Origin of the sequence: Streptomyces noursei, assembly GCF_001646665.1 — a bacterium.
In the GTDB taxonomy this organism is placed as follows: domain Bacteria; phylum Actinomycetota; class Actinomycetes; order Streptomycetales; family Streptomycetaceae; genus Streptomyces; species Streptomyces lavendulocolor.
In genome coordinates this window covers 75,099-98,547 of the sequence record NZ_LWBU01000280.1, presented here as the reverse complement: position 1 = coordinate 98,547, position 23,449 = coordinate 75,099, and the positions used below count along the sequence as shown (strand labels likewise).

Annotated in this window: 21 protein-coding genes and 2 pseudogenes; 12 read left to right on the top strand and 11 right to left on the bottom strand. The window is 73.5% G+C overall.

What is annotated here, in order from left to right; genetic code table 11:
• Positions 1-53 precede the first annotated feature (53 nt).
• Positions 54-1,028, bottom strand: a complete 975-nt coding sequence (locus tag A4V12_RS21605) for a carbohydrate kinase family protein (RefSeq protein WP_064071059.1) — start codon at positions 1,026-1,028, stop codon at positions 54-56.
• A 128-nt stretch (positions 1,029-1,156) separates the two neighbouring features.
• Here A4V12_RS21605 and A4V12_RS21600 point away from each other — a divergent pair, with 128 nt between their 5' ends.
• Both A4V12_RS21600 and A4V12_RS21595 read left to right on the top strand, forming a co-directional pair.
• On the top strand, positions 1,157-1,363 hold the full coding sequence (locus A4V12_RS21600) for a hypothetical protein (protein ID WP_064071058.1): 207 nt from the start codon (positions 1,157-1,159) through the stop codon (positions 1,361-1,363).
• Positions 1,364-1,439: 76 nt separating this feature from the next.
• Positions 1,440-2,915 carry a hypothetical protein gene (locus tag A4V12_RS21595; protein ID WP_064071057.1) on the top strand — a complete coding sequence of 492 codons (1,476 nt, stop codon included), beginning with the start codon at positions 1,440-1,442 and terminating at the stop codon, positions 2,913-2,915.
• A gap of 114 nt (positions 2,916-3,029) precedes the next feature.
• On the opposite strand, the gene erpA is transcribed toward A4V12_RS21595, so the two are convergent.
• Positions 3,030-3,386 (bottom strand): iron-sulfur cluster insertion protein ErpA, encoded by a 357-nt coding sequence (gene erpA / locus A4V12_RS21590; protein ID WP_064071056.1) that lies wholly within the window; start codon positions 3,384-3,386, stop codon positions 3,030-3,032.
• 253 nt (positions 3,387-3,639) lie between these two features.
• Here erpA and nadA point away from each other — a divergent pair, with 253 nt between their 5' ends.
• On the top strand, positions 3,640-4,818 hold the full coding sequence (gene nadA / locus A4V12_RS21585; RefSeq protein WP_079137236.1) for a quinolinate synthase NadA: 1,179 nt from the start codon (positions 3,640-3,642) through the stop codon (positions 4,816-4,818).
• 111 nt (positions 4,819-4,929) lie between these two features.
• Here the strand turns inward: nadA and A4V12_RS21580 are convergent, their stop codons facing one another.
• The 5 genes from A4V12_RS21580 to A4V12_RS21560 all read right to left on the bottom strand — a co-directional run bounded on the left by A4V12_RS21580 (position 4,930) and on the right by A4V12_RS21560 (position 11,397).
• Positions 4,930-8,052, bottom strand: coding sequence for an efflux RND transporter permease subunit (locus A4V12_RS21580; protein WP_064071054.1), 3,123 nt, complete (start codon positions 8,050-8,052; stop codon positions 4,930-4,932).
• Positions 8,053-8,180: 128 nt separating this feature from the next.
• Positions 8,181-8,870: a response regulator gene (locus A4V12_RS21575; RefSeq protein ID WP_064071053.1), complete on the bottom strand. Its 690-nt coding sequence runs from the start codon at positions 8,868-8,870 to the stop codon at positions 8,181-8,183.
• On the bottom strand, positions 8,867-10,093 hold the full coding sequence (locus A4V12_RS21570; protein WP_064071052.1) for a sensor histidine kinase: 1,227 nt from the start codon (positions 10,091-10,093) through the stop codon (positions 8,867-8,869). Before A4V12_RS21570 ends, A4V12_RS21575 begins: the two co-directional genes overlap by 4 nt.
• A gap of 202 nt (positions 10,094-10,295) precedes the next feature.
• Positions 10,296-10,574 (bottom strand): PspA-associated protein PspAA, encoded by a 279-nt coding sequence (gene pspAA / locus A4V12_RS21565; RefSeq protein WP_064071051.1) that lies wholly within the window; start codon positions 10,572-10,574, stop codon positions 10,296-10,298.
• 28 nt (positions 10,575-10,602) lie between these two features.
• Positions 10,603-11,397 (bottom strand): PspA/IM30 family protein, encoded by a 795-nt coding sequence (locus A4V12_RS21560; RefSeq protein ID WP_079137234.1) that lies wholly within the window; start codon positions 11,395-11,397, stop codon positions 10,603-10,605.
• Positions 11,398-11,637: 240 nt separating this feature from the next.
• Here A4V12_RS21560 and A4V12_RS21555 point away from each other — a divergent pair, with 240 nt between their 5' ends.
• From A4V12_RS21555 to A4V12_RS21540, 4 genes are all read left to right on the top strand, one after another.
• Entirely contained in the window at positions 11,638-12,234 is a 597-nt protein-coding gene (locus A4V12_RS21555) for a DUF3043 domain-containing protein (RefSeq protein ID WP_079137233.1), read from the top strand.
• A gap of 68 nt (positions 12,235-12,302) precedes the next feature.
• Positions 12,303-13,067 (top strand): methyltransferase domain-containing protein, encoded by a 765-nt coding sequence (locus tag A4V12_RS21550; protein WP_234372278.1) that lies wholly within the window; start codon positions 12,303-12,305, stop codon positions 13,065-13,067.
• 54 nt (positions 13,068-13,121) lie between these two features.
• A complete protein-coding gene (locus tag A4V12_RS21545) occupies positions 13,122-14,903 on the top strand; it encodes an ABC transporter ATP-binding protein (RefSeq protein WP_064071047.1) in 1,782 nt (593 codons plus the stop codon).
• A 59-nt stretch (positions 14,904-14,962) separates the two neighbouring features.
• Positions 14,963-16,039: a S1C family serine protease gene (locus A4V12_RS21540; RefSeq protein ID WP_064071046.1), complete on the top strand. Its 1,077-nt coding sequence runs from the start codon at positions 14,963-14,965 to the stop codon at positions 16,037-16,039.
• A 237-nt stretch (positions 16,040-16,276) separates the two neighbouring features.
• On the opposite strand, the gene A4V12_RS21535 is transcribed toward A4V12_RS21540, so the two are convergent.
• Positions 16,277-16,495 carry a hypothetical protein gene (locus tag A4V12_RS21535; protein WP_064071045.1) on the bottom strand — a complete coding sequence of 73 codons (219 nt, stop codon included), beginning with the start codon at positions 16,493-16,495 and terminating at the stop codon, positions 16,277-16,279.
• Between the two features lie 80 nt (positions 16,496-16,575).
• Between A4V12_RS21535 and A4V12_RS21530 the strand changes: the two genes are divergently transcribed.
• The 3 genes and pseudogenes from A4V12_RS21530 to A4V12_RS38990 all read left to right on the top strand — a co-directional run.
• Positions 16,576-17,775, top strand: coding sequence for a bifunctional adenosylcobinamide kinase/adenosylcobinamide-phosphate guanylyltransferase (locus tag A4V12_RS21530; RefSeq protein ID WP_064071044.1), 1,200 nt, complete (start codon positions 16,576-16,578; stop codon positions 17,773-17,775).
• A gap of 17 nt (positions 17,776-17,792) precedes the next feature.
• Positions 17,793-18,869: a nicotinate-nucleotide--dimethylbenzimidazole phosphoribosyltransferase gene (gene cobT, locus A4V12_RS21525; RefSeq protein ID WP_064071043.1), complete on the top strand. Its 1,077-nt coding sequence runs from the start codon at positions 17,793-17,795 to the stop codon at positions 18,867-18,869.
• Between the two features lie 274 nt (positions 18,870-19,143).
• Positions 19,144-19,839 (top strand): annotated as a pseudogene (locus A4V12_RS38990) (hypothetical protein); the annotation flags it as partial.
• A 215-nt stretch (positions 19,840-20,054) separates the two neighbouring features.
• Here A4V12_RS38990 and A4V12_RS21515 read toward each other — a convergent pair.
• Positions 20,055-20,813: pseudogene (locus A4V12_RS21515) on the bottom strand (hypothetical protein); the annotation flags it as partial.
• 38 nt (positions 20,814-20,851) lie between these two features.
• Here A4V12_RS21515 and A4V12_RS21510 point away from each other — a divergent pair.
• Both A4V12_RS21510 and A4V12_RS21505 read left to right on the top strand, forming a co-directional pair.
• Entirely contained in the window at positions 20,852-21,673 is an 822-nt protein-coding gene (locus A4V12_RS21510) for an adenosylcobinamide-GDP ribazoletransferase (protein WP_079137231.1), read from the top strand.
• A gap of 127 nt (positions 21,674-21,800) precedes the next feature.
• Complete coding sequence (locus A4V12_RS21505; protein ID WP_064071041.1) at positions 21,801-22,004, top strand: cold-shock protein; 204 nt, start codon at positions 21,801-21,803, stop codon at positions 22,002-22,004.
• 38 nt (positions 22,005-22,042) lie between these two features.
• Here the strand turns inward: A4V12_RS21505 and A4V12_RS21500 are convergent, their stop codons facing one another.
• Both A4V12_RS21500 and A4V12_RS21495 read right to left on the bottom strand, forming a co-directional pair.
• Complete coding sequence (locus A4V12_RS21500; protein WP_064071040.1) at positions 22,043-22,837, bottom strand: endo alpha-1,4 polygalactosaminidase; 795 nt, start codon at positions 22,835-22,837, stop codon at positions 22,043-22,045.
• Positions 22,834-23,442 (bottom strand): spherulation-specific family 4 protein, encoded by a 609-nt coding sequence (locus A4V12_RS21495; protein WP_064071039.1) that lies wholly within the window; start codon positions 23,440-23,442, stop codon positions 22,834-22,836. The genes A4V12_RS21500 and A4V12_RS21495 overlap by 4 nt, the downstream gene beginning before the upstream one ends.
• Positions 23,443-23,449 lie beyond the last annotated feature (7 nt).

Genomic DNA, 23,449 nt, shown 5'->3' with positions numbered 1-23,449 from the left:
TCCGCCCGCCACCCGGGAGCGGTTGCGGGCCCGGGTCGCGGGCGGGCGGGCGGTTACGGCAGGTGCCGCAGGACCTCGTCGGCGGCCTCGTGGCCGTACGCCTTGGTGAAGCGGTCCATGAAGGGGGCACGGCTCAGGGTGTACTCCTGGGTGCCGAGCGTCTCGATGACCAGGGTGGCCAGCATGCAGCCGACCTGGGCCGCGCGCTCCAGGCCGACGCCCCAGGACAGGCCGGACAGGAAGCCGGCCCGGAAGGCGTCGCCGACGCCGGTCGGGTCGACCTTGGCGTGCTCCTCCGGGCAGCCGACCTCGATGACCGGCTCGCCGGCCTTCTCGATCCGGACGCCCCGCGAGCCGAGGGTGGTCACGCGGTGGCCGACCCTGGAGAGGATCTCCTCGTCGGTCCAGCCGGTCTTGGACTCGATGAGTCCCTTCTCGTACTCGTTGGAGAACAGGTACGTCGCGCCGTCGAGGAGCGTGCGGATCTCGTCGCCGTCCATGCGGGCGATCTGCTGCGAGAAGTCGGCGGCGAACGGGATGTCCCGGCTGCGGCACTCCTCCGTGTGGCGGAGCATCGCCTCGGGGTCGTCCGCGCCGATGGAGACCAGGTCGAGCCCGCCGACCCGGTCGGCGACGGCCTTGAGCTCGATGAGGCGGGCCTCGCTCATCGCACCGGTGTAGAAGGAGCCGATCTGGTTGTGGTCGGCGTCCGTGGTGCAGACGAAGCGCGCGGTGTGCAGCACCTCGGAGATCCGTACGGACCCGGTGTCCACGCCGTGCCGGTCCAGCCAGGCGCGGTACTCGTCGAAGTCCGAGCCCGCCGCCCCGACGAGGACGGGACGGGTGCCGAGCTGCCCCATGCCGAAGCAGATGTTGGCCGCCACCCCTCCCCTGCGGACGTCGAGGTTGTCGACCAGGAAGGAGAGGGAGACCGTGTGCAGCTGATCGGCGACCAGCTGGTCGGCGAATCGGCCGGGGAAGGTCATGAGGTGGTCGGTGGCGATGGAGCCGGTGACTGCGATACGCACGGCTGGGTGCTCCTGCGGGAAGGTGGAGTTGACAGTTCACGCTACCGGGTCGGCGGCGCCCCCCACAGGCGGAAACTACCCGATAGTAGGTCTTTTTAGGTCGGCACTCACGTGCGTACGGTGCGCTTATGTCGAACTTCACCGTCACGCGCGAGCAGTACGAGTCCGATCCGACCCTGGCCGAGCTGCGCGGGGACAGCGCGCGCATGGTTCCCCACTGGGTGGTGCCGGCCGAGAGCGCGCCCGCCCCGGTGTCGCCGTCCCTGATCCACGGGGTGGTCGTCCCGGCCGCTTCCGCCCGGCTGATCGCCGCCACGCCGGAGTACGGCGCCTGAGGGAACCGCACGCTCCCGTGCTCCGTCCCACGGGTGTCTCCCGTAAAGGGGCCACGGCGTACGAAGGAGCATTGCGGTGAGCAGTACGGAGCCGGAGCCGGCCAGCGAGCCGACACAGGAGAACCCTCGCCGGAAGCGTTCGCCGCTGGCCGTCGCCTCGGTGGCGGCGGCCGTGCTGCTCGCCGGGGGCGGGGGCGCGTACTTCGCCACGGCCGCCTCGGACGGCGGCGACCGGCGGGGCGGTGCCCCCGCGGCGGGCGGTACGCAGCCGCCGCCGCTGGCGCTGGACGGTCACACCGAGGGCGGTACGGGGCCGGGCGGCCCGGGCATCGCCCCCGGGGAACCGGACCCGGGCGGGGTGGTGTACCGCGCCGCGGGGCCGCTGCCCGAGGGGCCCGGCTCGGCGCACGTGTACCGCCCGCAGGGCACGGTCGGCGCCGACGAGGTGGCGCGGCTGGCCCGAGCGCTGGGCGTCGGCGGCACGCCCAGGGCGGTCGGCTCGGTGTGGAAGGTCGGGCCGGACAAGGACGGCTCGGGTGCGACCCTCCAGGTGGACCGGCAGGCGCCGGGCGCCTGGACGTTCGGGACGGCGCCGGCCGGGGACAACTGCCTGAAGGGCAAGGAGTGCCCCTCGACCGGTGCGGCCACCCCGGAGGGCCTGGGCGGGCGGCCGGTGGACGAGGCCGCCGCGAAGAAGGCCGCCGCCCCGGTCCTCGCCGCGCTGGGCCAGCAGGACGCCGAGCTGGACGCCACGCAGGTGATGGGCGCGGTACGGGTGGTGAACGCGGACCCGGTCGTCGGCGGGCTCCCGACGTACGGCTGGTCGACCGGCGTGCAGGTGGGCTCCGACGGCTCCCTCACCGGCGCGAGCGGGCGGCTGAAGGCCCCGGCGGAGAGCCACGCGTACCCGGTGATCGGCGCGGCGGCGGCGCTGAAGCTGCTGAACGCCGGGGCGGGCGACGGGAAGCGGCCGGGCGGCGGGAACATCGGCGGGTGTGCCACGCCCGCGCCGCTGGAGGACTCCGGGACGAAGCCGGTGGCACCCTGCAAGCCGGGCACTCCCCCGGCGGCCAAGGAGACGGTGACGGTCTCCGGGGCGGTCTTCGGGCTGGCGGCGCACCACACGGCGGGGCGGTCGGCGCTCGTGCCGTCGTGGCTGTTCGAGGTGGCGCCCAAGGGCGACGCGCGGCCGTTCACGATCACCTATCCGGCGGTGGCGCCCGCGCACCTGGTGCCCGCTCCGCCGCCGGCGACGCCGGACGCCCCGGAGACGCCGGGGACCGGGAAGGCGCCGCGGCAGGTCGAGTCGTACGGCTTGGACGGCCGGATCCTGACGGCCCGGTTCTGGGGCGGGGTGTGCAGCAAGTACACCGTCGAGGCCGAGGAGAGCGGTACGCAGGTGCGGCTGAAGGTGGTCGAGACGCCGATCGAGCCGGGCCGGGTGTGCATCCTGATCGCCAAGGAGATCACCGGGACGGTGACCCTGGACCAGCCGCTGGGGAGCCGCCAGGTCGTGGACGCGGCGAGCGGCGAGCGGGTGCCCCGGCGCTGACCGGCCGGGCACGACGGGCGCAAAGGGCGGCGGCCCCGGATCTCTCCGGGGCCGCCGCCCTTGCCTTCTGTCACCCCGCGCGGCCCGTGCGCCCGCACCGCGGACGCCCGGGGCCTAGCTGAAGGAGTCGCCGCAGGCGCAGGAGCCGGTGGCGTTGGGGTTGTCGATGGTGAAGCCCTGCTTCTCGATCGTGTCGACGAAGTCGATGGAGGCGCCGCCCAGGTACGGGGCGCTCATGCGGTCGGTGACGACCTTGACGCCGTTGAAGTCCTTGACGACGTCACCGTCGAGCGAACGCTCGTCGAAGAAGAGCTGGTAACGCAGGCCGGAGCAGCCACCGGGCTGAACGGCGACGCGCAGTGCCAGGTCGTCGCGGCCTTCCTGGTCGAGCAGGGCCTTGACCTTGGCCGCGGCGGCGTCCGACAGGAGGATGCCGTCGCTGACAGTGGTCTTCTCGTCCGATACGGACATCTGCTTCTCTCCCGGGTTGTACGGAGACTGCTTGCCGACCGGTTGCAACCGGCGGGGCCGCGGATTCATTCCGGGCACAGCGCTTGTCTTTCCCTTTCATGCTCGCACACCGGGCTCCGGGCAAGCACCGGCACGTGGAGAGGGGATGTGTCACATCGACACTATGGACATCGTCAAAGTGACGTGAAGCGGTTATGATAGATAGCGTCATTTAGACGAAAAGGCTCTCCGCAGAAAAGAAAGGGTGCGTGACGTGACCACCGCCCAGCCCCTGGACGTCCAGCCGTCGCCCCTCGCCCTGCTGCTGCTCGGCCGCGAGGCCGACCCCAAGAGCGAGCGGGGAGTCGAGTGTCCCGGTGACCTCCCGTCCCCGTCCGACCCCGACCTGGTCGAGCGCGCCCGCGCGGCCAAGGAGAAGCTGGGGAACAAGGTCTTCGTCCTGGGCCACCACTACCAGCGCGACGAGGTCATCCAGTTCGCGGACGTCACCGGCGACTCCTTCAAGCTCGCCCGGGACGCGGCGGCGCGGCCGGAGGCCGAGTACATCGTCTTCTGCGGCGTGCACTTCATGGCCGAGTCGGCCGACATCCTCACCACCGACGACCAGAAGGTCGTGCTGCCCGACCTGGCGGCCGGGTGCTCCATGGCCGACATGGCCACGGCCGAGCAGGTCGCGGAGTGCTGGGACGTCCTGACGGAGGCGGGCATCGCGGAGGTGACGGTCCCGGTCTCGTACATGAACTCCTCCGCCGACATCAAGGCCTTCACCGGCAAGCACGGCGGCACGATCTGCACCTCCTCGAACGCCAAGCGCGCCCTCGACTGGGCCTTCGAGCAGGGCGAGAAGGTCCTCTTCCTGCCGGACCAGCACCTGGGCCGCAACACCGCCGTCCGGGACATGGGCATGTCCCTGGACGACTGCGTCCTCTACAACCCGCACAAGCCGAACGGCGGCCTGACGGCGGAGGAGCTGCGCGGGGCCAAGATGATCCTGTGGCGCGGCCACTGCTCCGTGCACGGGCGTTTCTCGCTGGACTCGGTCAACGACGTGCGGGAGCGGATCCCGGGCGTCAACGTGCTGGTGCACCCCGAGTGCAAGCACGAGGTCGTGGCGGCGGCGGACTACGTCGGCTCGACCGAGTACATCATCAAGACCCTGGAGGCGGCCCCGGCCGGCTCGAAGTGGGCGATCGGTACGGAGCTGAACCTGGTCCAGCGCCTGGCGAACCGTTTCGCCAGCGAGGGCAAGGAGATCGTCTTCCTCGACAGGACGGTCTGCTTCTGCTCCACCATGAACCGGATCGACCTGCCGCACCTGGTGTGGGCGCTGGAGTCGCTGGCCGAGGGCAACCTGGTCAACCGGATCCAGGTCGACCGCGAGACGGAGAGCTTCGCCAAGCTGGCCCTGGAGCGGATGCTGGCGCTGCCGTAGCGGCCCGTCCGGTACGTACGCGAAGAGGGGCGCCCCGCATTGCCGCGGGGCGCCCCTCTTGGCGTGGCGCCGCCCCCGGCGGAGGGCCGAGGGCGGGGCCGTGCGGGTTCGTCAGGCGTTGGCCGGGGCCGGGGTGTCCTCGCGCTCCGAGGGCTTCGGCGCCGACTTGGCGGCGCGCCTGGCCTCGCGCTTGGCGCGGCGGCGCTCCTTGCGGAGCTCCACCATCGCGTACAGCGTCGGCACCAGGAGCAGGGTGAGCAGGGTGGAGGTCACCAGGCCGCCGATCACCACGACCGCGAGCGGCTGGGCGATGAAGCCGCCCTCGCCGGTGATCCCGAGTGCCATCGGGAGCAGCGCGAAGATCGTCGCCAGGGCGGTCATCAGGATCGGGCGGAGGCGGTGGCGACCGCCCTCGATGACCGACTCGATGACGCCGAGGCCTTGGGCCCGGTACTGGTTGATCAGGTCGATCAGCACGATCGCGTTGGTGACCACGATGCCGATCAGCATCAGCATGCCGATCATCGCCGGGACGCCCATCGCGGTGCCCGTGGCGACCAGGAGGCCGATGGCCCCGGTGGCCGCGAAGGGGATGGAGACCAGCAGGATCAGCGGCTGGACCAGCGAGCGGAACGTCGCGACCAGGAGCATGAAGACGATCGCGATCGCCGCCAGCATCGCCAGGCCGAGGTTGGCGAACGCCTCCTCCTGGTCCTCGGACACCCCGCCGATGGACGCGGTGGCGCCCTCGGGGAGGTCCAGCGCGTCGATCCTCGACTGGAGGTCGGCGCTGACCGCGCCCGTGTTGTCGCCGGTCGGCTTCGCCGTGATGGTCGCGGCGCGCGAGCCGTCGATACGGGTCATCGAGACCGGGCCGGGGACCAGCTCGACCTTCGCGACGTCACCGAGCTTCACCGGACCGAGCGGCAGCTGCCGGAGCTGGGCCAGCGTCCTGGCCGGGGTGGCGGAGGTGATGACGACGTCGCGCTCGGTGTCGTCCAGGATCGCCTTGCCGGCCGGGGTGCCGCGTACGGCCTGGGCGACCGCCATGCCGAGCGTGGCGTCGGTGAACCCGGCACGCGCCGCCCTGGCGTCGGCCCGGACCGAGATGCGCGGCACCGACTGCGACAGGTCGCTCTGGACGTCGGTGACGTCCTTCAGCCCGGCGACCTCGGCGCGCACCTGCTCGGAGGCCTTCTTCAGGGTGGCGGGGTCGGCCGCCTTCACCACGACGCTCAGGTCCTGGTTGCCGAAGCCGTCGCCCGCCGCGATGGTCGTGTCGCCGATGCCGTCGAGCTTGCCCAGCTCGGCGTCGATGCGGTCGCGGGCCGCCTCGTAGGAACCGGAGTCGTCGAGCGTCACCTGGTACGAGGCCTGGTTGGCGCCCGTACCGCCGCCGAAGGCCGCCATGAAACCGGACGAGCCGACGGTGACCTGGTAGTCCTTCACCTCGTCGACCGAGGCCAGGACCTTCTCGACCTTCTTCGCCGCGGCGTCCGCCGCCTCCAGGCCGGTGCCGGCCGGAAGCTCCTGCTTGATGGAGAGGACTTCCTGTTCGCCCTGGTCGAAGAAGTTGGTCTTGAGCAGCGGCGCCATGCCGAAGGTGCCCACGAGGACGACGAGCGCGAGGGCGACGCTGGTGAGCCGGCGGCGGGTCGCGAAGCGCAGCACGGGCACGTAGAGGCGCTGGAGGACGCTGCGGTTCTCCTTCTCCTCCGCCTTGCGGCGTGCCTCCTCCGGGTCGGCCGACGTGCCCTTGGGGGCGCGCAGGAACCAGTACGAGAGGACCGGGACGACGGTCAGCGAGACGAGGAGCGAGGCCAGCAGCGCGGCGGTGACGGTGAGGGAGAACGAGCCGAACAGCTCGCCCACCATGCCGCCGACCAGGCCGATGGGGAGGAAGACCGCGACGGTGGTGAGGGTGGAGGAGGTGACGGCGCCCGCCACTTCGCGTACCGCCGTGAGGATGGCGGACCGGCGTTCCTCGCCGTAGCCGAGGTGCCGCTTGATGTTCTCCAGGACCACGATCGAGTCGTCGACGACCCGGCCGATCGCGATGGTCAGCGCGCCCAGGGTCAGCATGTTGAGCGACAGGTCGCGGGTCCACAGCACGATCAGGGCGAGGACCACCGAGAGCGGGATGGAGACCGCGGTGACCAGGGTGGAGCGGAGCGAGGCCAGGAAGACCAGGATGACCAGGACGGCGAAGACGAGACCGAGCGCGCCCTCGGTGGTCAGACCGGAGATCGACTTGGAGACCGCCGGTCCCTGGTCGGAGACGACCGTCAGCTCGGCGCCCGCGCCCAGGTCCTCGCGGAGCCCGGGGAGCTTGTCCCTGACCGCCTCGGAGATGGCGACGGCGCTGCCGTCGTTGTCCATGGTGGCCATGACGGCGAGGCTCGGCCTGCCGTTCGTACGGGTCAGGGAGACCCTGCGGGACTCCTCCTGCTTCACGGTGGCGATGTCGCCGAGGCGGACCGCGTCGCCCTTGGGGGGCTTGATGACCAGGTCCTGGATCTGCTTCAGGGACGTGAAGCCGCCGCCGACCTGGACCGTGCGGCTCTTGCCCGCCTCGGTGAACGAGCCGGCCGGGACGGTCGCGCCGCCCGCCTGCAGCGCCTCCGACAGGGTCATGGCGTTCAGGCCCGCGGCGGCGAGCTTGCGCTCGTCGGGCGTGACGGAGACCTGGAGGTCCTGGACGCCGTCGATCGAGACCTGGCCGACGCCCTCGATGTCCTCCAGGGCCGGGACGACGGTCCGCTCCAGCTGACCGGCGAGCGCCTGCTGGTCCTTGCCGGACGTGACCGCGAGGACGACCGTCGGGATGTCGTCGGTCGAACCGGCGACGACCTGCGGGTCCACCTCGTCCGGCAGCTGCGCGCGGGCGCGGTTGACGGCCTGCTGGACGTCGGCGACGAGCTGCTTGGTGCCCTCGTCGCCGTAGTCGAACGTCGCCATGATCAGGGCGTTGCCCTCGCTGGCGGTGGAGGTGACGCCCTTGATGCCGTCGACCGCCTTGATGCTGTCCTCGAGCGGTTCGACGACCTGCTTCTCGACCACGTCGGGGGACGCGCCCTGGTAGGGGGCCAGGACCGACACCATCGGAAGTTCGATGGAGGGCAGCAGCTGTTGCTTGAGCTGCGGGATGGCGATCGCCCCGAAGACGATCGCCACGATGGACATCAGCCCTATCAGGGCCCGTTGCGCGAGGCTGAATCTGGACAGCCAGGACATGGGGTCTCTCTTCCGTGGCGGATCGGCGGTCTTCATACGATCAGCCATGGAGGTGGCGGTTCCGTCGCCCCCAGGTCCCGTTTGCTTATCCCCGGCATACACCGAACGGAGTACACGGGTGTGCGCGCTCACTCCACCCTGGGACGTACCAACCCCGACTCGTAGGCCGTGACGACCAGCTGGGCGCGGTCCCGGGCCCCGAGCTTCGCCATGGCCCGGTTGACGTGGGTCTTGACGGTGAGCGGACTGACCTCCAGCCGCTCGGCGATCTCGTCGTTGGAGTGGCCGCCGCCGACCAGGACGAGCACCTCCCGTTCCCGTACGGTCAGGGCGGCGAGCCGCTCCGCGTAGACGCCGCCGTCCCGCGGGGCGGGGTCCCCGTGTCCGCCCTGCGCCAGGAACGTGGCGATCAGGCCCTTGGTGGCGACCGGCGACAGCAGCGCCTCGCCGGCGGCGGCGATCCGGATGGCGTTCAGCAGTTCGTCCGGCTCCGCGCCCTTGCCGAGGAAACCGGAGGCCCCCGCGCGCAGCGCCTGCACCACGTACTCGTCCACCTCGAAGGTGGTCAGCATGACGACGCGCACGCCGGCCAGGTCGGGGTCCTCGCTGATCAGCCGGGTGGCGGCCAGACCGTCCGTGCCCGGCATGCGGATGTCCATCAGCACGACGTCGGCCCGCCGGGAGCGGGCCAGGGCCACCGCCTCCGCCCCGTCGGCCGCCTCGCCCACGACCTCCATGTCCGGCTCGGAGTCGACGAGCACCCGGAACGCGCTGCGCAGCAGCGCCTGGTCGTCGGCGAGCAGCACCCTGATGGTCATGTGGCCTCCCCTGTCCGTGCCGTGACGGGCAGTATCGCCTGGACGCGGAAACCGCCTCCGTAGCGGGGCCCCGCGGAGAGGGCGCCGCCGAGGGCGGTGGCGCGTTCGCGCATGCCGAGGAGGCCGTGGCCGCCGCCGTCGGCCGCCTGCCCGGTGGGCGCGCCGTCGTCGAGGACCGTCACCTCGACGGTCCGGCCCACCCGGACGACGCTCACCTCCGCCCGGGCGTCCGGGCCGGCGTGCTTGCGCACGTTGGTGAGCGCCTCCTGGATGATCCGGTACGCGGCGAGGTCGACGGCCGCCGGCAGCTCGGTGCCCTGGTCGGTGCGGGCCAGCTCCACCGGCAGGCCGGCGTTGCGGAAGGTGTCCAGCAGCTCGTCGAGGACGGCGAGGCCGGGGGCCGGCTCGGTGGGCGCCTCGGGGTCGCCGGACTGGCGGAGCAGGCCCACGGTGACGCGCAGCTCGTCGAGGGCCGAGCGGCTGGCCTCCCGGACGTGCGCGAGGGCTTCCTTGGCCTGGTCCGGCCGCTTGTCCATCACATGGGCGGCGACACCGGCCTGGACGTTGACCAGCGCGATGTGATGGGCGACGACGTCGTGGAGGTCGCGCGCGATGCGGAGCCGCTCCTCGGCGACCCGGCGGCGGGCCTCCTCCTCACGGGTCCGCTCGGCGCGTTCGGCGCGCTCGCGGATGGCGTCCACGAAGGCGCGGCGGCTGCGGACGGCGTCGCCGGCGGCCGCCGCCATGCCGGTCCACGCGAAGACGCCCAGGTTCTCCTGGCTGTACCAGGGCGCGGCGCCGAACAGCATCGCGGCGCCCGTCAGCACCACCATCGTCAGCAGGCCGAACCGCCAGGTGGTGGGCCGGTCGGTGCGGGACGCGACGGTGTAGAGGGCGACCACGGCGCTCATCGCGACCGGGGCCGGCGGGTCCTGGGACACGTGCTCGACGAGCGTGACCGCTCCGGTGAACAGCAGGACGCCCAGCGGCCTGCGGCGGCGCGGTACGAGGGCGGCGGCGCCGATCAGCATGAGCAGCACGCTGCTCGCACCGGGGGTGCGCCCCCCGAAGTCGGGCCCGCCGTGCGGCCCGCCGTGCCGGTCGACGAACGAACCGGCCACCATGCACACGAGCACGCCGAGGGCGAGGGCGGCGTCGAACGCGAGCGGATGCTGCCGCAGCCGGCCACGCCCGCGCGCGAACCGTTCTCCGAGGGTGGTCACGGGAGAAGACGGTACGGCCTCGCCCGCCGGGAGCGGTCCCCGGTGGCCGGAGCCCGGCTCACCGCGCGGGCGGGGTGCGGGGCGGGGCCGGGGCGGCCTGCGCGGTGGGGAGGCGGCGGAGGACGCGGCCGGGCCCCGCCCCCGTGGTGCGGGGGGCGGGGCCCGGTGGGTGTCGGGTCCGGCGGCGGGCGCCGCCGGGACGTCAGCCGGGGATCAGGCCGTCCTCGGCGAGCATGGCGCGGACCTCTTCGAGGGTCGCGTCGGGCGCCGGCAGGATCAGCTCCGAGGGTTCGAGCGCATCGTCCGGCAGCGGCTCGCCCAGCTGGCGCACCGTGTCGAGCAGGGCGTGCAGCGTGCGGCGGAAGCCCTCTCCGTCGCCGCCCTCCATCTCCTGGAGCAGTTCGTCGTCCAGCTTGTTGAGCTCGGCGAAGTGGCTGTCCGCCAGCCTCACCTGGCCCTCCCCCATGATCCTGACGATCATGACGCGCCGTCCTTAGCTCTGGCTCTTGTCAGCTCTTGTCGAACCTGGTCTGCGACTGCGACTGCGACTGGTCCTGCGTGGTGCCCGCGCCGCCCTCCAGGGCCTGCTGCGACGTGGTCCCGCCGGCCAGCTCGGCCTTCATCCGCTGGAGCTCCAGCTCGACGTCCGTACCGCCCGACAGGCGGTCCAGCTCGGCCTGGATGTCGTCCTTCTGCAGGCCCGACTGGTCATCGAGCGCCCCGGACGCCAGCAGCTCGTCGATCGCGCCGGCCCTCGCCTGGAGCTGCGCGGTCTTGTCCTCGGCGCGCTGGATGGCGACGCCGACGTCGCTCATCTCCTCCGAGATGCCGGAGAACGACTCGGCGATCCGCGTCTGCGCCTGGGCGGCGGTGTACGTGGCCTTGATCGTCTCCTTCTTGGTGCGGAAGGCGTCGACCTTGGCCTGCAGGCGCTGCGCGGCGAGCGTCAGCTTCTCCTCCTCGCCCTGGAGGGTCTGGTGCTGCGTCTCCAGGTCCGAGACCTGCTGCTGGAGCGCGGCCCGGCGGGAGAGCGCCTCGCGCGCCAGGTCCTCGCGGCCCAGGGCGAGCGCCTTGCGGCCCTGGTCCTCCAGCTTGGTGGACTGGCTCTGGAGCTGGTTGAGCTGGAGCTCCAGGCGCTTGCGCGAGGTCGCCACGTCGGCGACGCCGCGGCGGACCTTCTGGAGCAGCTCCAGCTGCTTCTGGTACGAGTAATCGAGGGTCTCGCGCGGATCCTCGGCCCGGTCAAGGGCCTTGTTTGCCTTCGCGCGGAAGATCATCCCCATACGCTTCATGACACCGCTCATGGGCTTCGCGCGCCCCCTTCTGACGGACTTCGGCTCCAGCACCCAACAGAACCCACAGTACGGGCCCCACATCCATTACCGCACTGTTCGGACGCGGATGCGCTCCTCCCCAAGGACGACTGTTCGGGGTGGTGATCAGGCGCAAGGAGTAGGGATCCCTACGGGAGGGACGCGGGCCGTTGCCGGATCGTTCCCCGCGGGGGTGGGGTACCCGCGACGCACCCCGTACCCTTGGGCTTTGTGTTCCGTAGCCGTTCGAAGGATGAGAAGGCCCCCACCGACCAGGTGACGGCGGACCTCTCCAAGCAGCCCCGCGACCCGCAGGCCCCCAAGGGCCGCCCGACCCCGAAGCGGAGTGAGGCCCAGACCCAGCGTCGCCGTGCCCAGACCGTGCCGACCGACCGCAAGGAGGCCATGCGCCGCCAGCGCGAGGCCCGCCGCGCGGACCTGGCCAGGCAGCGCCAGGCTCTCGCCAGTGGCGACGAGCGGTACCTGCCGGCCCGTGACAAGGGACCGGTGCGCCGTTTCGTCCGCGACTACGTGGACTCGCGCTTCTGCGTCGCCGAGTTCTTCCTGCCGCTGGCGGTCGTGATCCTGATCCTGTCCAGCCTGCCCAACACGCAGCTGAAGAACATCGCGCTGCTGCTGTGGCTCGCGGTGATCGCCCTCATCGTCGTCGACTCGGTCGGCATCTGGCTCCGGCTGAAGAAGCAGCTCAGCACGCGCTTCCCGGACGAGCCCAAGCGCGGCGCCGTGGCGTACGGCCTGATGCGTACGCTCCAGCTGCGCCGGCTGCGGCTGCCCAAGCCGCAGGTCAAGCGCGGTGAGCGGCCCTGAGCACCCTGGTCTCCGGTTTCGGAGGCGCATCGGGTGACTGGCTGGACGGGCTCGGCGGACTGCGCAACGTGGTCCGCCAGGAGCTCGTCGCACGCCAGCTGGACGAGCAGATAGCCGCCCGCTACCCGGTGGGGCAGCGGCTGCGGATACTCGACGTGGGCATGGGCCAGGGCACACAGGCACTGCGCCTGGCCCGGGCCGGACACAGCCTCACGGGCCTGGAGTCCGACCCCGAGATGCTGCGGACCGCCCATGAGGCGCTCGCCTCCGAGCCGGCCGGCATCCGGGAGCGGTTCCGGCTGATCGAGGGGGACGGCCGGGAGACCGGTGTCCACTTCCTGCCGGGCAGCTTCGACGTGGTGCTGTGCCACGGCGTGCTGATGTACGTCGAGGAGCCGGACGCGATGCTGGCGGGGCTCGCCCGGATGCTCGCGCCGGGCGGTCTGCTGTCGCTGCTCGTGCGCAACGGGGACGCGCTGGCCATGCGGCCGGGGCTGGCCGGGGACTGGCCGGGGGCGCTGGCGGCGTTCGAGTCGGACGCCTATTCCCCCAAGCTCTCGGCTTCGCTCGAGCAGGGGGCACCCCCATCCAGTCTCGGGCTGCCGGTGCGGGCGGACCGGCTGGAGGACCTGACCGCGACGCTCGCCGGCATCGCGGCGCCGCTGCAGGCCTGGTACGGGGTGCGGGTCTTCACCGACCTCGTACCGAACGGGGAGGAGCTGCCCCCGGCCGACGAGCTGGAACGGCTGCTGGCTGCGGAGGACCGGGCCGGCCGCACCGAGCCGTACCGGAGGGTGGCGGCGCTGCTGCACCTGTGCGGGGTACGGGGCTGACGCCCGCCGGGCGGCGGCTCAGGTGAACAGGGGCTTTTCGCGTCCTGCTCCGACGTGAGCGACGCGAGCTTTTCGAAGACGGAGACGGACCGCACGCCCCGGCTGCCCGCCCGTGAGACCTGGCGGGCCCTGTACCGGCACTTCCGGCCGCACCGGTGGACCGTCGGGTTCGGCACGCTGCTGGCGCTGATCGGCGCGGCCACCGGCATACTCCAGCCCCTCGCGGCCAGGGCGCTGGTGGAGCGCCTCGGGCAGGACGAGCCGATCGGCCGGATCCTGCTGGTGCTCACCGCGCTGGTGGTGCTCGGGACCGCGATCGAGTCGGTCGGGGCGTACGTGCTGGAACGCACCGCCGAGTCCGTCGTCCTCGCCGCCCGGCGCACCCTGATCGGCCGGCTGCTGCGGCTGCGCCTGCCGGAGGTGGAGCGGACGCAGCCGGGCGACCTGATGTCGCGGATCACCTCGGACACCACGCTGCTGCGGGCGGTGACGACCGACTCGATCGTCTCGGCGGTGACGGGCGGTCTCGCGTTCCTGGCGACGCTCGTGATGATGGCCGTGATGGACGTGGTCCTGCTCGGCGTCACGCTCGGTGTGATCGTGCTGATCGGCGGGGCCATGGCGCTGGTGATGCCGCAGATCTCCCGCGCCACCCGGCGCTCGCAGGAGGCGGTCGCCGAGATCTCGACCCGGCTGGAGCGGGTGTTCGGCGCCTTCCGCACGGTGAAGGCGTCGGGCGCGGAGGAGCGCGAGGCGGCGGTCGTGGAGGCCGCCGCCGTGGAGGCGTGGCGCCAGGGGCTGCGGTCGGCCAAGTGGCAGTCGGTGTCGGGCTCCTCGGTGGGGCTGGCCGTGCAGGTGTCGTTCCTCGCGGTGCTGGGCATCGGCGGGGCGCGGGTGGCGTCGGGCGCCATCTCGGTGGCGGACCTGGTCGCCTTCCTGCTGTACCTCTTCTACCTGACGGAACCGATCTCCAAGCTGGTGTCGGCGGCGACCGAGTACCAGGTCGGTTCGGCGGCCGTGGCCCGTATCGAGGAGGCCGAGCGGCTGGCCGCAGAGAGCCCCGGCGGGCCCGCGGCGCCCCGGGGCGGGCCGCCCGCGTCCGTGGTGTTCGAGGACGTCGTCTTCCGCTACCGGGACGACCTTCCGTACGTCCACCACGGCGTCTCCTTCGAAGTGCCGGGCCCCGGGATGACGGCGTTCGTGGGGCCGTCCGGCGCGGGCAAGACGACGGTGTTCGGGCTGGTGGAGCGGTTCTACGAGGCGACCGGGGGCCGGATCCTGGTCGACGGCAGGGACGTGCGGGACTGGCCGCTGGCCGAGCTGCGCGGAGCGATCGGCTACGTCGAGCAGGACGCCCCGGTGCTCGCCGGGACGCTGCGCGAGAACCTCTGCTTCGCCGCGCCGGACGCCACGGAGGAGGAGATCCGCGAGGTGCTGGTGCGGGCCCGGCTGGACGCGCTGGTGGACCGGCTGCCGGAGGGCCTGGAGACCCCGGTCGGGCACCGCGGGTCCCAGTTGTCGGGCGGTGAGCGGCAGCGGGTGGCCGTCGCCCGGGCGCTGCTGCGCAGGCCGCGGCTGCTGCTGCTCGACGAGGCGACCTCGCAGCTGGACGCCGTGAACGAGCTGGCGCTGCGGGACGTGGTGGCGGAGGTCGCGCGGGAGGTGACGGTCCTGGTGGTGGCGCACCGGCTGTCGACCGTGACGCTCGCGGACCGGATCGTGGTGATGGACGCGGGGCGGGTACGGGCGGTGGGCACCCATGCGGAGCTGGTCGCCGGCGACCCGCTGTACGGGGAGCTGGCGGCGACGCAGTTCCTCACGGCCGCCGGGGGGTGACCCCCTGATCGGGTGCGCAGGGGGCGGCACACCGGGTTGACGAAAGGGATACTCCGGACATGGATGCCCTTCGTGTGCTCGCTCCCCTGGCCTCCGCGGTCTGCGCGTCCGCTCTGGTGGGCGGCTGCTCGGCCGGCCCGCCGCCGCTCGGCGCGGCGGCGGCGGAGCCCCGGGGGACGACGGCCCGCGCGGCGGCTCCGCGGGCCGCCCGGGCGGCCGAGCTGGAGGACGACTACCGCAACGCGATCAGGGACGTCCTCCCCTCCGTGGTGCAGATCGAGGCGCGGGCGGGTCTCGGCTCGGGGGTCGTCTACGACGAGCAGGGCCACATCGTGACCAACGCCCATGTCGTGGGCCGGGAGCGGACCTTCCGGGTCACGGTGGCGACGGGCGGGCAGACCCTGTCCGCCAAGCTGGTCTCCAGCTACCCGGAGCAGGACCTCGCCGTCATCAAGCTGGACCGCCGCCCCGAGGGCCTGAAGCCTGCCACGTTCGGCGACTCGTCGAAGGTGGAGGTGGGGCAGATCGTGCTGGCCATGGGCTCGCCCCTCGGCCTGTCCGGGAGCGTCACCCAGGGCATCGTCTCGGCGACCGGGCGGACCGTCAGCGAGAGCCGGTCGGGCGGCGGGACGGGCGCGACGATCGGCAACATGGTCCAGACGTCGGCGGCGATCAACCCGGGCAACAGCGGGGGCGCGCTGGTGAACCTGGACAGCGAGGTCATCGGCATCCCGACGCTCGCGGCGGCCGACCCGGAGCTGGGCGGCAGCGCGGCGCCGGGCATCGGCTTCGCGATCCCCGCCTCGATGGTGCGGACGGTCGCCGACCAGATCGTCCGTACGGGCCGCGTCACCGACTCCGGCCGGGCGGCCCTGAACATCACCGGCCGTACGGTCCTGACGGACGACTACCAGCCGGGCGGCGTCGCGATCGTCGAGGTGTCACCGGGCGGCGCGGCGGCGGACGCGGGCCTCCGGCCGGGAGACGTCATCACGAGGGTGGACGACGAGGTGATCACCACGATGACCTCCCTGCTGGAGGCCCTGGCGTCGGCGAAGCCGGGCGACGAGGTGACGGTGACGTACACCCGCGGCGGCCGGTCGGCGAAGGCCCGGGTCACCCTGGGCGAGATCTGAGGGGACGGCGCAACGGGACGGGTCCGGCGGGCGGAACGGGACGGGTCCGGCGCCGGCGCCGGGCGCGGCCCGGCGGGCGGGCGCGGCCCTGCGGGCGGCCGGACGCGCGGCGCTCCGGGCCTGCGGTCCGCTCGGCCCGCCGCGGCGGCGGCGTTCCCGGCGACCCCGTTGAGGCGCTCCGGCGACGGGTGTTCCGGGCGGCGGGGCCGGCGGTGGGTGCCGGCCCCGCCCGGGGGCTCAGCCCTGCGCCGCGTCCTCCGCGTGGAGGCTCATCGGACCGTAGATCTTCGTGTCGTCCTCGAAGAGGACCACCTGGTCGGCGCCGCCGTCCTTGAGGTCCTTCCAGTTCTCGCCGACCCACGACTCCGCGTCGCCCTGGGTGGTGAACTCCTCCGGCTCGACCGCCGGCTGGACCTCCGTGCCGTCGGACCGCTCGAACCGCCACGTCCATGCCATGTGGACCTCCAGATGATCGGTTTCCTGCCCGCAGCGTAGCCGGGCGCGCACCCCGCGCGGGGACGCGGGAGGATCGTCCCGTGGAAGTGACTCTGCTCGGAACCGGCGCCCCCGAGGGCCTGCCCCGCCCCGACTGCCCCTGCGCCGCCTGTGCCACCGCCCGAGGGAGCGCGGCGCGCGCCGCCACGGCGCTGCTCGTGGACGGGGCGCTGCTGCTCGACCTGACGCCCGGCGCCGCGCTGGCCGCCGCGCGGGCGGGGCGCTCACTCACCGGCGTACGGCAGGTGCTGCTCACCCACCCGCACGACGGGCCGGCCCTGGAGCTTCCCCCCGGGCTGCCGTCGGCGGGGCGCGTACCGGACGGGCGGGAGCTCACGCTGATCAGCGGGCACCGGGTGCGGGCGGTGCCGATGGACTCGCCCGGCACCGGGTACGAGGTGACGTCGCCGGAGGGACTGCGCCTGCTGTACCTGCCGCCGGGCGGCGCGCCCGCCGGGGTCGGCGAGGCGGGGCGGCCGTACGACATGGTGGTCGCCGACGTGATCGCCCGGCCGGACGGGGCGGCCCGGCTGCGGGCCTCCGGCGGCGTGGGGCCGGCGACCGACCTGGTCGCGGTGCACCTGGACCACGACGTGCCCTCGCCGCGCGAGCTGGACCGGCGGCTGGCCGCCGCCGGGGCGCGGGCCGTGCCGGACGGGACGACGCTGGTCGTGGGCGAGTACCACGAGGTGCCCGACGTGCCCCGGCGCACGCTGGTGACCGGCGGGGCGCGGTCGGGCAAGTCCCTGGAGGCCGAGCGGCGCCTGGAGGCGTTCCCGGACGTGGTGTACGTCGCCACGGGCGGCTCGCGCGACGGGGACACCGAGTGGGCCGCCCGGGTCACCGCCCACCGCGACCGGCGGCCCGGTTCGTGGCGCACGGAGGAGACGTGCGAGGTCGCCCCGCTGCTGCGGGAGGACGGGCCGCCGCTGCTGATCGACTGCCTGTCGCTGTGGCTGACCGACGCGATGGACCGGGTGGGCGCCTGGGACGACGACACCTGGGCGCGGAGCGGGGAGCGGGAGCTGCGCGAGCGGGTGGCCGAGCTGGTCGCTGCGGTGCGCGCCACCTCCCGTACGGTCGTCGCGGTGACCAATGAGGTGGGGGCGGGGATCGTGCCCGGGGACGCGGGGAGCAGACGGTTCCGGGACGAGCTGGGACGGCTGAACGCGGCGTTCGCCGACGAGTGCGAGCACGTCCTCCTGGTGGTCGCCGGGCAGGCCCTCGGCCTGCGTGGGTGACCGGTACTGTTCAGCGAATGAGCAGGCTGAATCTCGACGACTTCTCCGATCTGATCGAGCGCCCCGACAGCGGTACGCGGCGTGACGCCGAGGAACGCCGGGAGCGCCTCACCGTGCCGCCCGGCGCGCTCGGGCGCCTCGACGAGTTGGGCGAGTGGCTGTCGGCCGCCCAGGGTGCCGTGCCGGTGCGGCCGGTCGAGCGGCCGCGGGTGGTGCTGTTCGCCGGTGACCACGGGGTGGCGGGGCTGGACGTGTCGGGACGGCCCGCCGGCGGCACGTACGAGCTGGTGCGGGGCGTGCTGGACGGGTCGAGCCCGGTGGCCGTGCTGGCCCGGCGCACGGGCGTCCCGGTGCGGGTCGTCGACGCCGGGGTGGACTGCGACCCGGAGCTGCTGCCCGCCGACGTGGTGCGCCACCGGGTGCGGCGCGGCAGCGGGCGGATCGACGTCGAGGACGCCCTGACCCCGGAGGAGGCGGAGCAGGCCGTACGTCTCGGCATGGCGGTCGCCGACGAGGAGGCCGACTCGGGCACCGACCTGGTCGTGCTCGGCGACCTCAGCGTGGGCGGCACGACGCCCGCCTCCACGCTGATCGCCGCCCTGTGCGGCACCGACGCCTCGGTGGTGACCGGCCGGGGCGGTGCGGGGATCGACGACCTGGCCTGGATGCGCAAGTGCGCGGCGATCCGCGACGCGCTGCGCCGGGCCCGGCCGGTCCTGGGCGACCAGCTGGAGCTGCTGGCGGCGGTCGGCGGCGCCGACCTGGCGGCGACGACCGGGTTCCTGCTCCAGAGCGCGGTGCGCCGGATGCCGGTCATTCTGGACGGCGTGGTGTCGGCGGCGTGCGCGCTGGTGGCGCAGCGGGCCGCGTTCCGTGCGCCGGACTGGTGGCTGGCGGGCCAGGTCAGCGGTGAGCCGGCGCAGGCCAAGGCGCTGGACCGGATGGCGCTCAACCCGCTGCTCGACCACGGCGTCACCGTGGGCGAGGGCACCGGGGCGCTGCTGGCGCTCCCCCTGGTCCAGGCCGCGGCGGCGTTCGCGGCCGAGCTTCCGGAGAAGCCGCTGCCCGAGCAGCGGCCGGCGGACGAGGACTGACCCACCGGGACCACCGGAGAGATCCGGATCACGCGGGCGGCACTGAACTTCCCCCGGGCCGGGTCGGTCTTGGAACGTGGCGCGACGCTCGGGGCCGGTCCCCGGACGCCGCGCCGACGCCGAGTACCGACCGACCCGGGGAGCCGCGATCCATGCCGTTCGAGAAGAGATCCGACCTGCCGCGCACCGGTCCGTCCGCGGGCCGCGCGGCGGGGTCCCGGAAGGCACCCCGCCCGGCCGGACGCACGCACCGGCGCCCGGAAGGCCGGCGACGTTGAGGCGGTTCGCGCGCCGCGAGTGGGGTGCGCTGTACGCGGCGGTGCGGACCGCCCTGGTCACGCGGAAGTGGCGGGCGGTCGCCATGACGCTCGGTGCCGTGTGCCTGACGTCGGTCTTCCAGGTGGTGCAGAACCAGCCCTGGGGGTACGGGCCCGTCCAGCACATCGGCTCCGTGCGGGCCGAGGACCCGCTGTGGGAGGCGCTGCTGCGCACCCCGCTGTCGCTGTTCGTCCCGGCGCTGGACCTGCCGGTGTGGGGCGCGCTGGCGCAGATCCTGCTGGTGTTCGGCATCGCGGAGGTGTGCCTGGGCCGGCCGCGCACGCTGCTGATCGCCTACACGGCGACACTGGCCGGGACCATGTACGCGCGGATCGGCCTCGCGCTCGGACCCGACGCACCGCTGGGGCTGGGCCTGCCGGCCTCCGACGCGCTGGTCGTGGACACCGGGCCGTCGGCCGCGGTCGTCGGGCTCGCGGTGTACGTGTGCCGGCGCCACCGGGCGTGGGTCACGGGCGGCCTGGTGATCGTGGCGATGGTGGTCGAGGTGCTGGTCAAGTGCAACCTCGCGGGCAAGGAGCACCTGGCGGCGATCGCGGCGGTGCTGGTGGTGTGCGCGGTGGAGTCCTGGCGTCAGCGCCGGTCGGGCGGGTCTGACGGATCGGACGGATCGGACGGATCGGACGGCCGGGGCCGGGCGGATCGGTCGGGCTGGGCGGACGGGCCGGCGGATGGATCGGACCGGGTGGAGTGGCCGGCGGACGGGTCGGGGCGGCCGGGCGCGGTGTCCCGGGAAGCCTGGTCCCCGGCCGGCGGTGCCACCGGCGGCGGCGCGGGCGGGTCCTCGCCGGGCGGGCCCTCGTCCGGCGCGCGGTCATCCGGCGTACTGCCTGTCGGCGTGCGGTCGTCCGGCGCCTGGCGCAGCGGCAGGACACGGTCGGGCGCTCCTGCGATCAGGTCCTGAAAGCGGCGCCTGGCGTTGTCCCAGCGGCGGTCGTGGTGGAAGGCCCGCAGCCCCGCCTTGGCGCGCGCCTTGGGCCGGTTCCGGTAGAAGCGACGGGCCCACAGGGAGCCGGGGCGGGCCAGGCGCAGCGCCCCGAAGATCGCGACGGGCGACAGGAACAGGCCCAGGATCGCCATCCGGAACTTGCCCTTGAACAGGGCGATGAGCACGAAGAGGAAGTTCAGCGCCAGGGTGAGGAGGAAACTCCTGCGGCCCTGGCGCTCCTCGGCGGTCAGCTCGTCGACGCCGAACGGCGAGAAGCCGCCGAGGACCAGCAGGAGCAGCGCGGTGGTCAGCACCACGACCTCCACGCTCTGGCGCCCCTGCTCGGTCCAGTACACGTCGTCGAGGTGCAGGATCAGCGCGAACTCGTCGAGGACCAGCCCCGCCCCCATCCCCAGGAGCACCGCGCAGGTGATGGCCCCCGCCTCGTGCCGTCCCACCGCCACCCCGCCGAAACCACCGATCAGGGTGAGGATGACGCCGGGCACCACGTGGTGGATGTGCAGCCCTCCGGGCCGGACGTTGCGGAAGGGGCCCTTGCCCGCCCGGATCAGCCGGGTCACGGTGCGGGTGATCAGGAAGGTCAGCACGAAGGAGCCGAGGGCGACCAGCAGCGGGAGCTTCCCCGGTTCGATGATGTTGCGGTAGAACCAGTGCCCCATGCCACCCGCTCCAGTTCTCGGCGTTCCCACCGACTACCCTGCGCGCGGTGACCACTTCCCGCACCCGTAACCACGCCCGTACGAGCGTCGACGGCCTGCGTTTCGCCTTCGGCACCCTCACCGTGCTGCCCGTACGGGTCGGCCGGTGGGACCGCGAGGCGGCCCGCGCCGGCATGCTCTGGGCGCCGCTCGCAGGCCTGGTGGTGGGCCTCGCCTCGGCCGCGGCCGGCGGGCTGCTCCTGCTGCTGGGCGCGGGCCCGCTGCTCGCCGCGGTGGCCTCGGCCGCCGTGCCCGCCGTGCTGACCCGGGGCCTGCACCTGGACGGGCTCGCGGACACGGCGGACGGGCTGGGCAGCGGCCGGCCCGCCGAGGACGCGCTGCGGATCATGAAGCAGTCCGACATCGGGCCGTTCGGGGTCATCACCCTGCTCCTGGTGCTGCTCGCCCAGGTCGCCGCGCTGTACGAGCTGTACGCCGGGCAGGGCTGGGCGTACGGCATGGCGGGCGCCGCCGTCACCGGCGCGGTCGCCCGCCTCGCGCTCACCCTCGCCTCCCGCGCCACCGTCCCGGCGGCCCGCCCCGAGGGGCTGGGCGCGGTCGTGGCCGGCACCGTCCCGGCGGGCGCCGCCGCGGCGGCGGCGCTGCTGGTCCTGGCGGCCGCGGCAGGGGCGGGCGGCGCGCTGGACGGGCCGTACGGCGCGCTGCGCCACCTCGCCGCGGGCGTGCTGGCCCTGGTGGCGGCGGAGTGGCTGCTGCGCCGCTGCGTGCGCCGGTTCGGCGGGGTGACCGGTGACGTGTTCGGTGCCGTGGAGGAGACGGCGGCCACGGCGGCGCTCGTCGTGCTGACCTTCGGCGGCTGACCTTCGGTGGCCGGCCTTCGGTGGCTGGTCGTCCCGGCCCCCGGCCCCCCGTTCGGGCGGGCCGGGGTTTGGGGGGCGCCGGACCCTGGTAGTCGGACGGCAGCAGGAAAGAAGGAGATAGATCAGCATGGCTACTGGCACCGTGAAGTGGTTCAACCCGGAAAAGGGTTTCGGTTTCATCGAGCAGGACGGCGGCGGCCCGGACGTGTTCGTCCACTACTCCGCCATCAACGCCTCCGGGTACCGCGAGCTCCAGGAGGGGCAGAAGGTCCAGTTCGAGGTGACGCAGGGCCCCAAGGGCCCGCAGGCCGAGAACGTCTCGCCCGCCTAGCGGACACGTCCCGGGGCGGTGTGCGCCCCGGGACGCCGTCAGCAGGGCTTGCGCCAGGCGTCCAGCTCGTACCGCTTGAGCATCGAGCTCAGCCGCAGCCGCTTCGCCAGCGGGCAGAACTCCCGCGTGCCGAGTTCGTACTCCACGTGGAAGACGGCCTTGCCCGCGTCGACGAACGGGCTGAGGGAGGGGCACTCGTCGTACTCCGCGCACTGCTCGTTGACCGCGAAGTCGAAGTCGCCGAGCAGCTGCGGGATCTGGTCCAGGTCGTTCTTGAGCCCCACGGCGAGGCCCCTGTCGTGCGCGAGGCGGGCGATGAGGCGGTTGTAGCGGAGCTGGTCGGCGGCGGTGAGGGGGAAGCCGGTCCGGTTGTCGTAGCCGTCCATGTTGTCGGGTTCCACCGCGTCGAAGCCCTTGTCCCGGCACATGTCGAGGCGGGTGGCCATCAGCGGCCCGAGGACGTCGGTGCGCCGGATGTCGAGCCACCGCTCGCCGTCCCAGCCGTTGCCCTGCCCGAGCACGGCGGCGGGGAACTTCCCCGCGTCGGGCCGCCAGTCCTCCCAGGCACCGGTGGACAGGTAGCAGATCACCTTGCGGCCGCGCCGGTGCAGGTCGTCGACGGTCGACGCGGGGTGGTCGAAGCCGTCGATGTCGTACACCGGCACGTCCACCGTCGGATCCAGCCGACCGCTGAGCTGCCACTGCCAGGGCTGGCCCGGGACCGGCTGCCAACGGCCGGCGCGCTGCGGGCCCGGCTCGTCGTCGGAGGTGCCGGTGCAGCCGGCCAGCAGGAGCAGCAGTGCGGCCAGGAGGAGCGGTACGCGGCGGTTCACGGGCACTCCAGGGGATACGGGAGGGTTCCCCAGGGATGTGCCCCGCCGCCGGGGACCGCGCACTTCACACGGGTCGCGAGGCGTGCACTCGCCGGGGCCGCGTACACCAGGTGGCAGAAGTGATCGGCGACCGGCAGGTCCAGCTCGCGGTAGGTGTCCCACGAACCCTCGAACGTGACCAGCAGGTCGGCCAGTTCGGCGTACGAGGGGTCGGGCTGGGCCCCGTGGTTGAGGACCAGGGTGGCCGCGCCCGCCGCGCGGGCGGCCACCCCGAGGCGCCGGTAGTGCGGCACGGCGCCGGGGTCGGTCGGGACCTGGTCGAGGAACGCGCCGTCGGCGCCGTACCAGTCGCGGTGGCGGACCAGGTCGGTGAGGACGTCGGCGTGCGGGCGGCGGCCGTAGTCGGTGTCGGTGTAGCCGAGGACGCACACCCCCGCCGCGCGCAGCCGGTCCGCGACGCTCACGAACGCCGGGTCGGGTGCCGTCCCCGCGCCGCTCGCCGGGTTGACGACCACCCCGTACAGCAGGGGCGCCGCGGCGACGATCGCGTCCCACTCGGCGGGGCGGGCGGAGGGGTGCTCGTAGTAGGGCACCAGCAGGTCCACGTGCGTT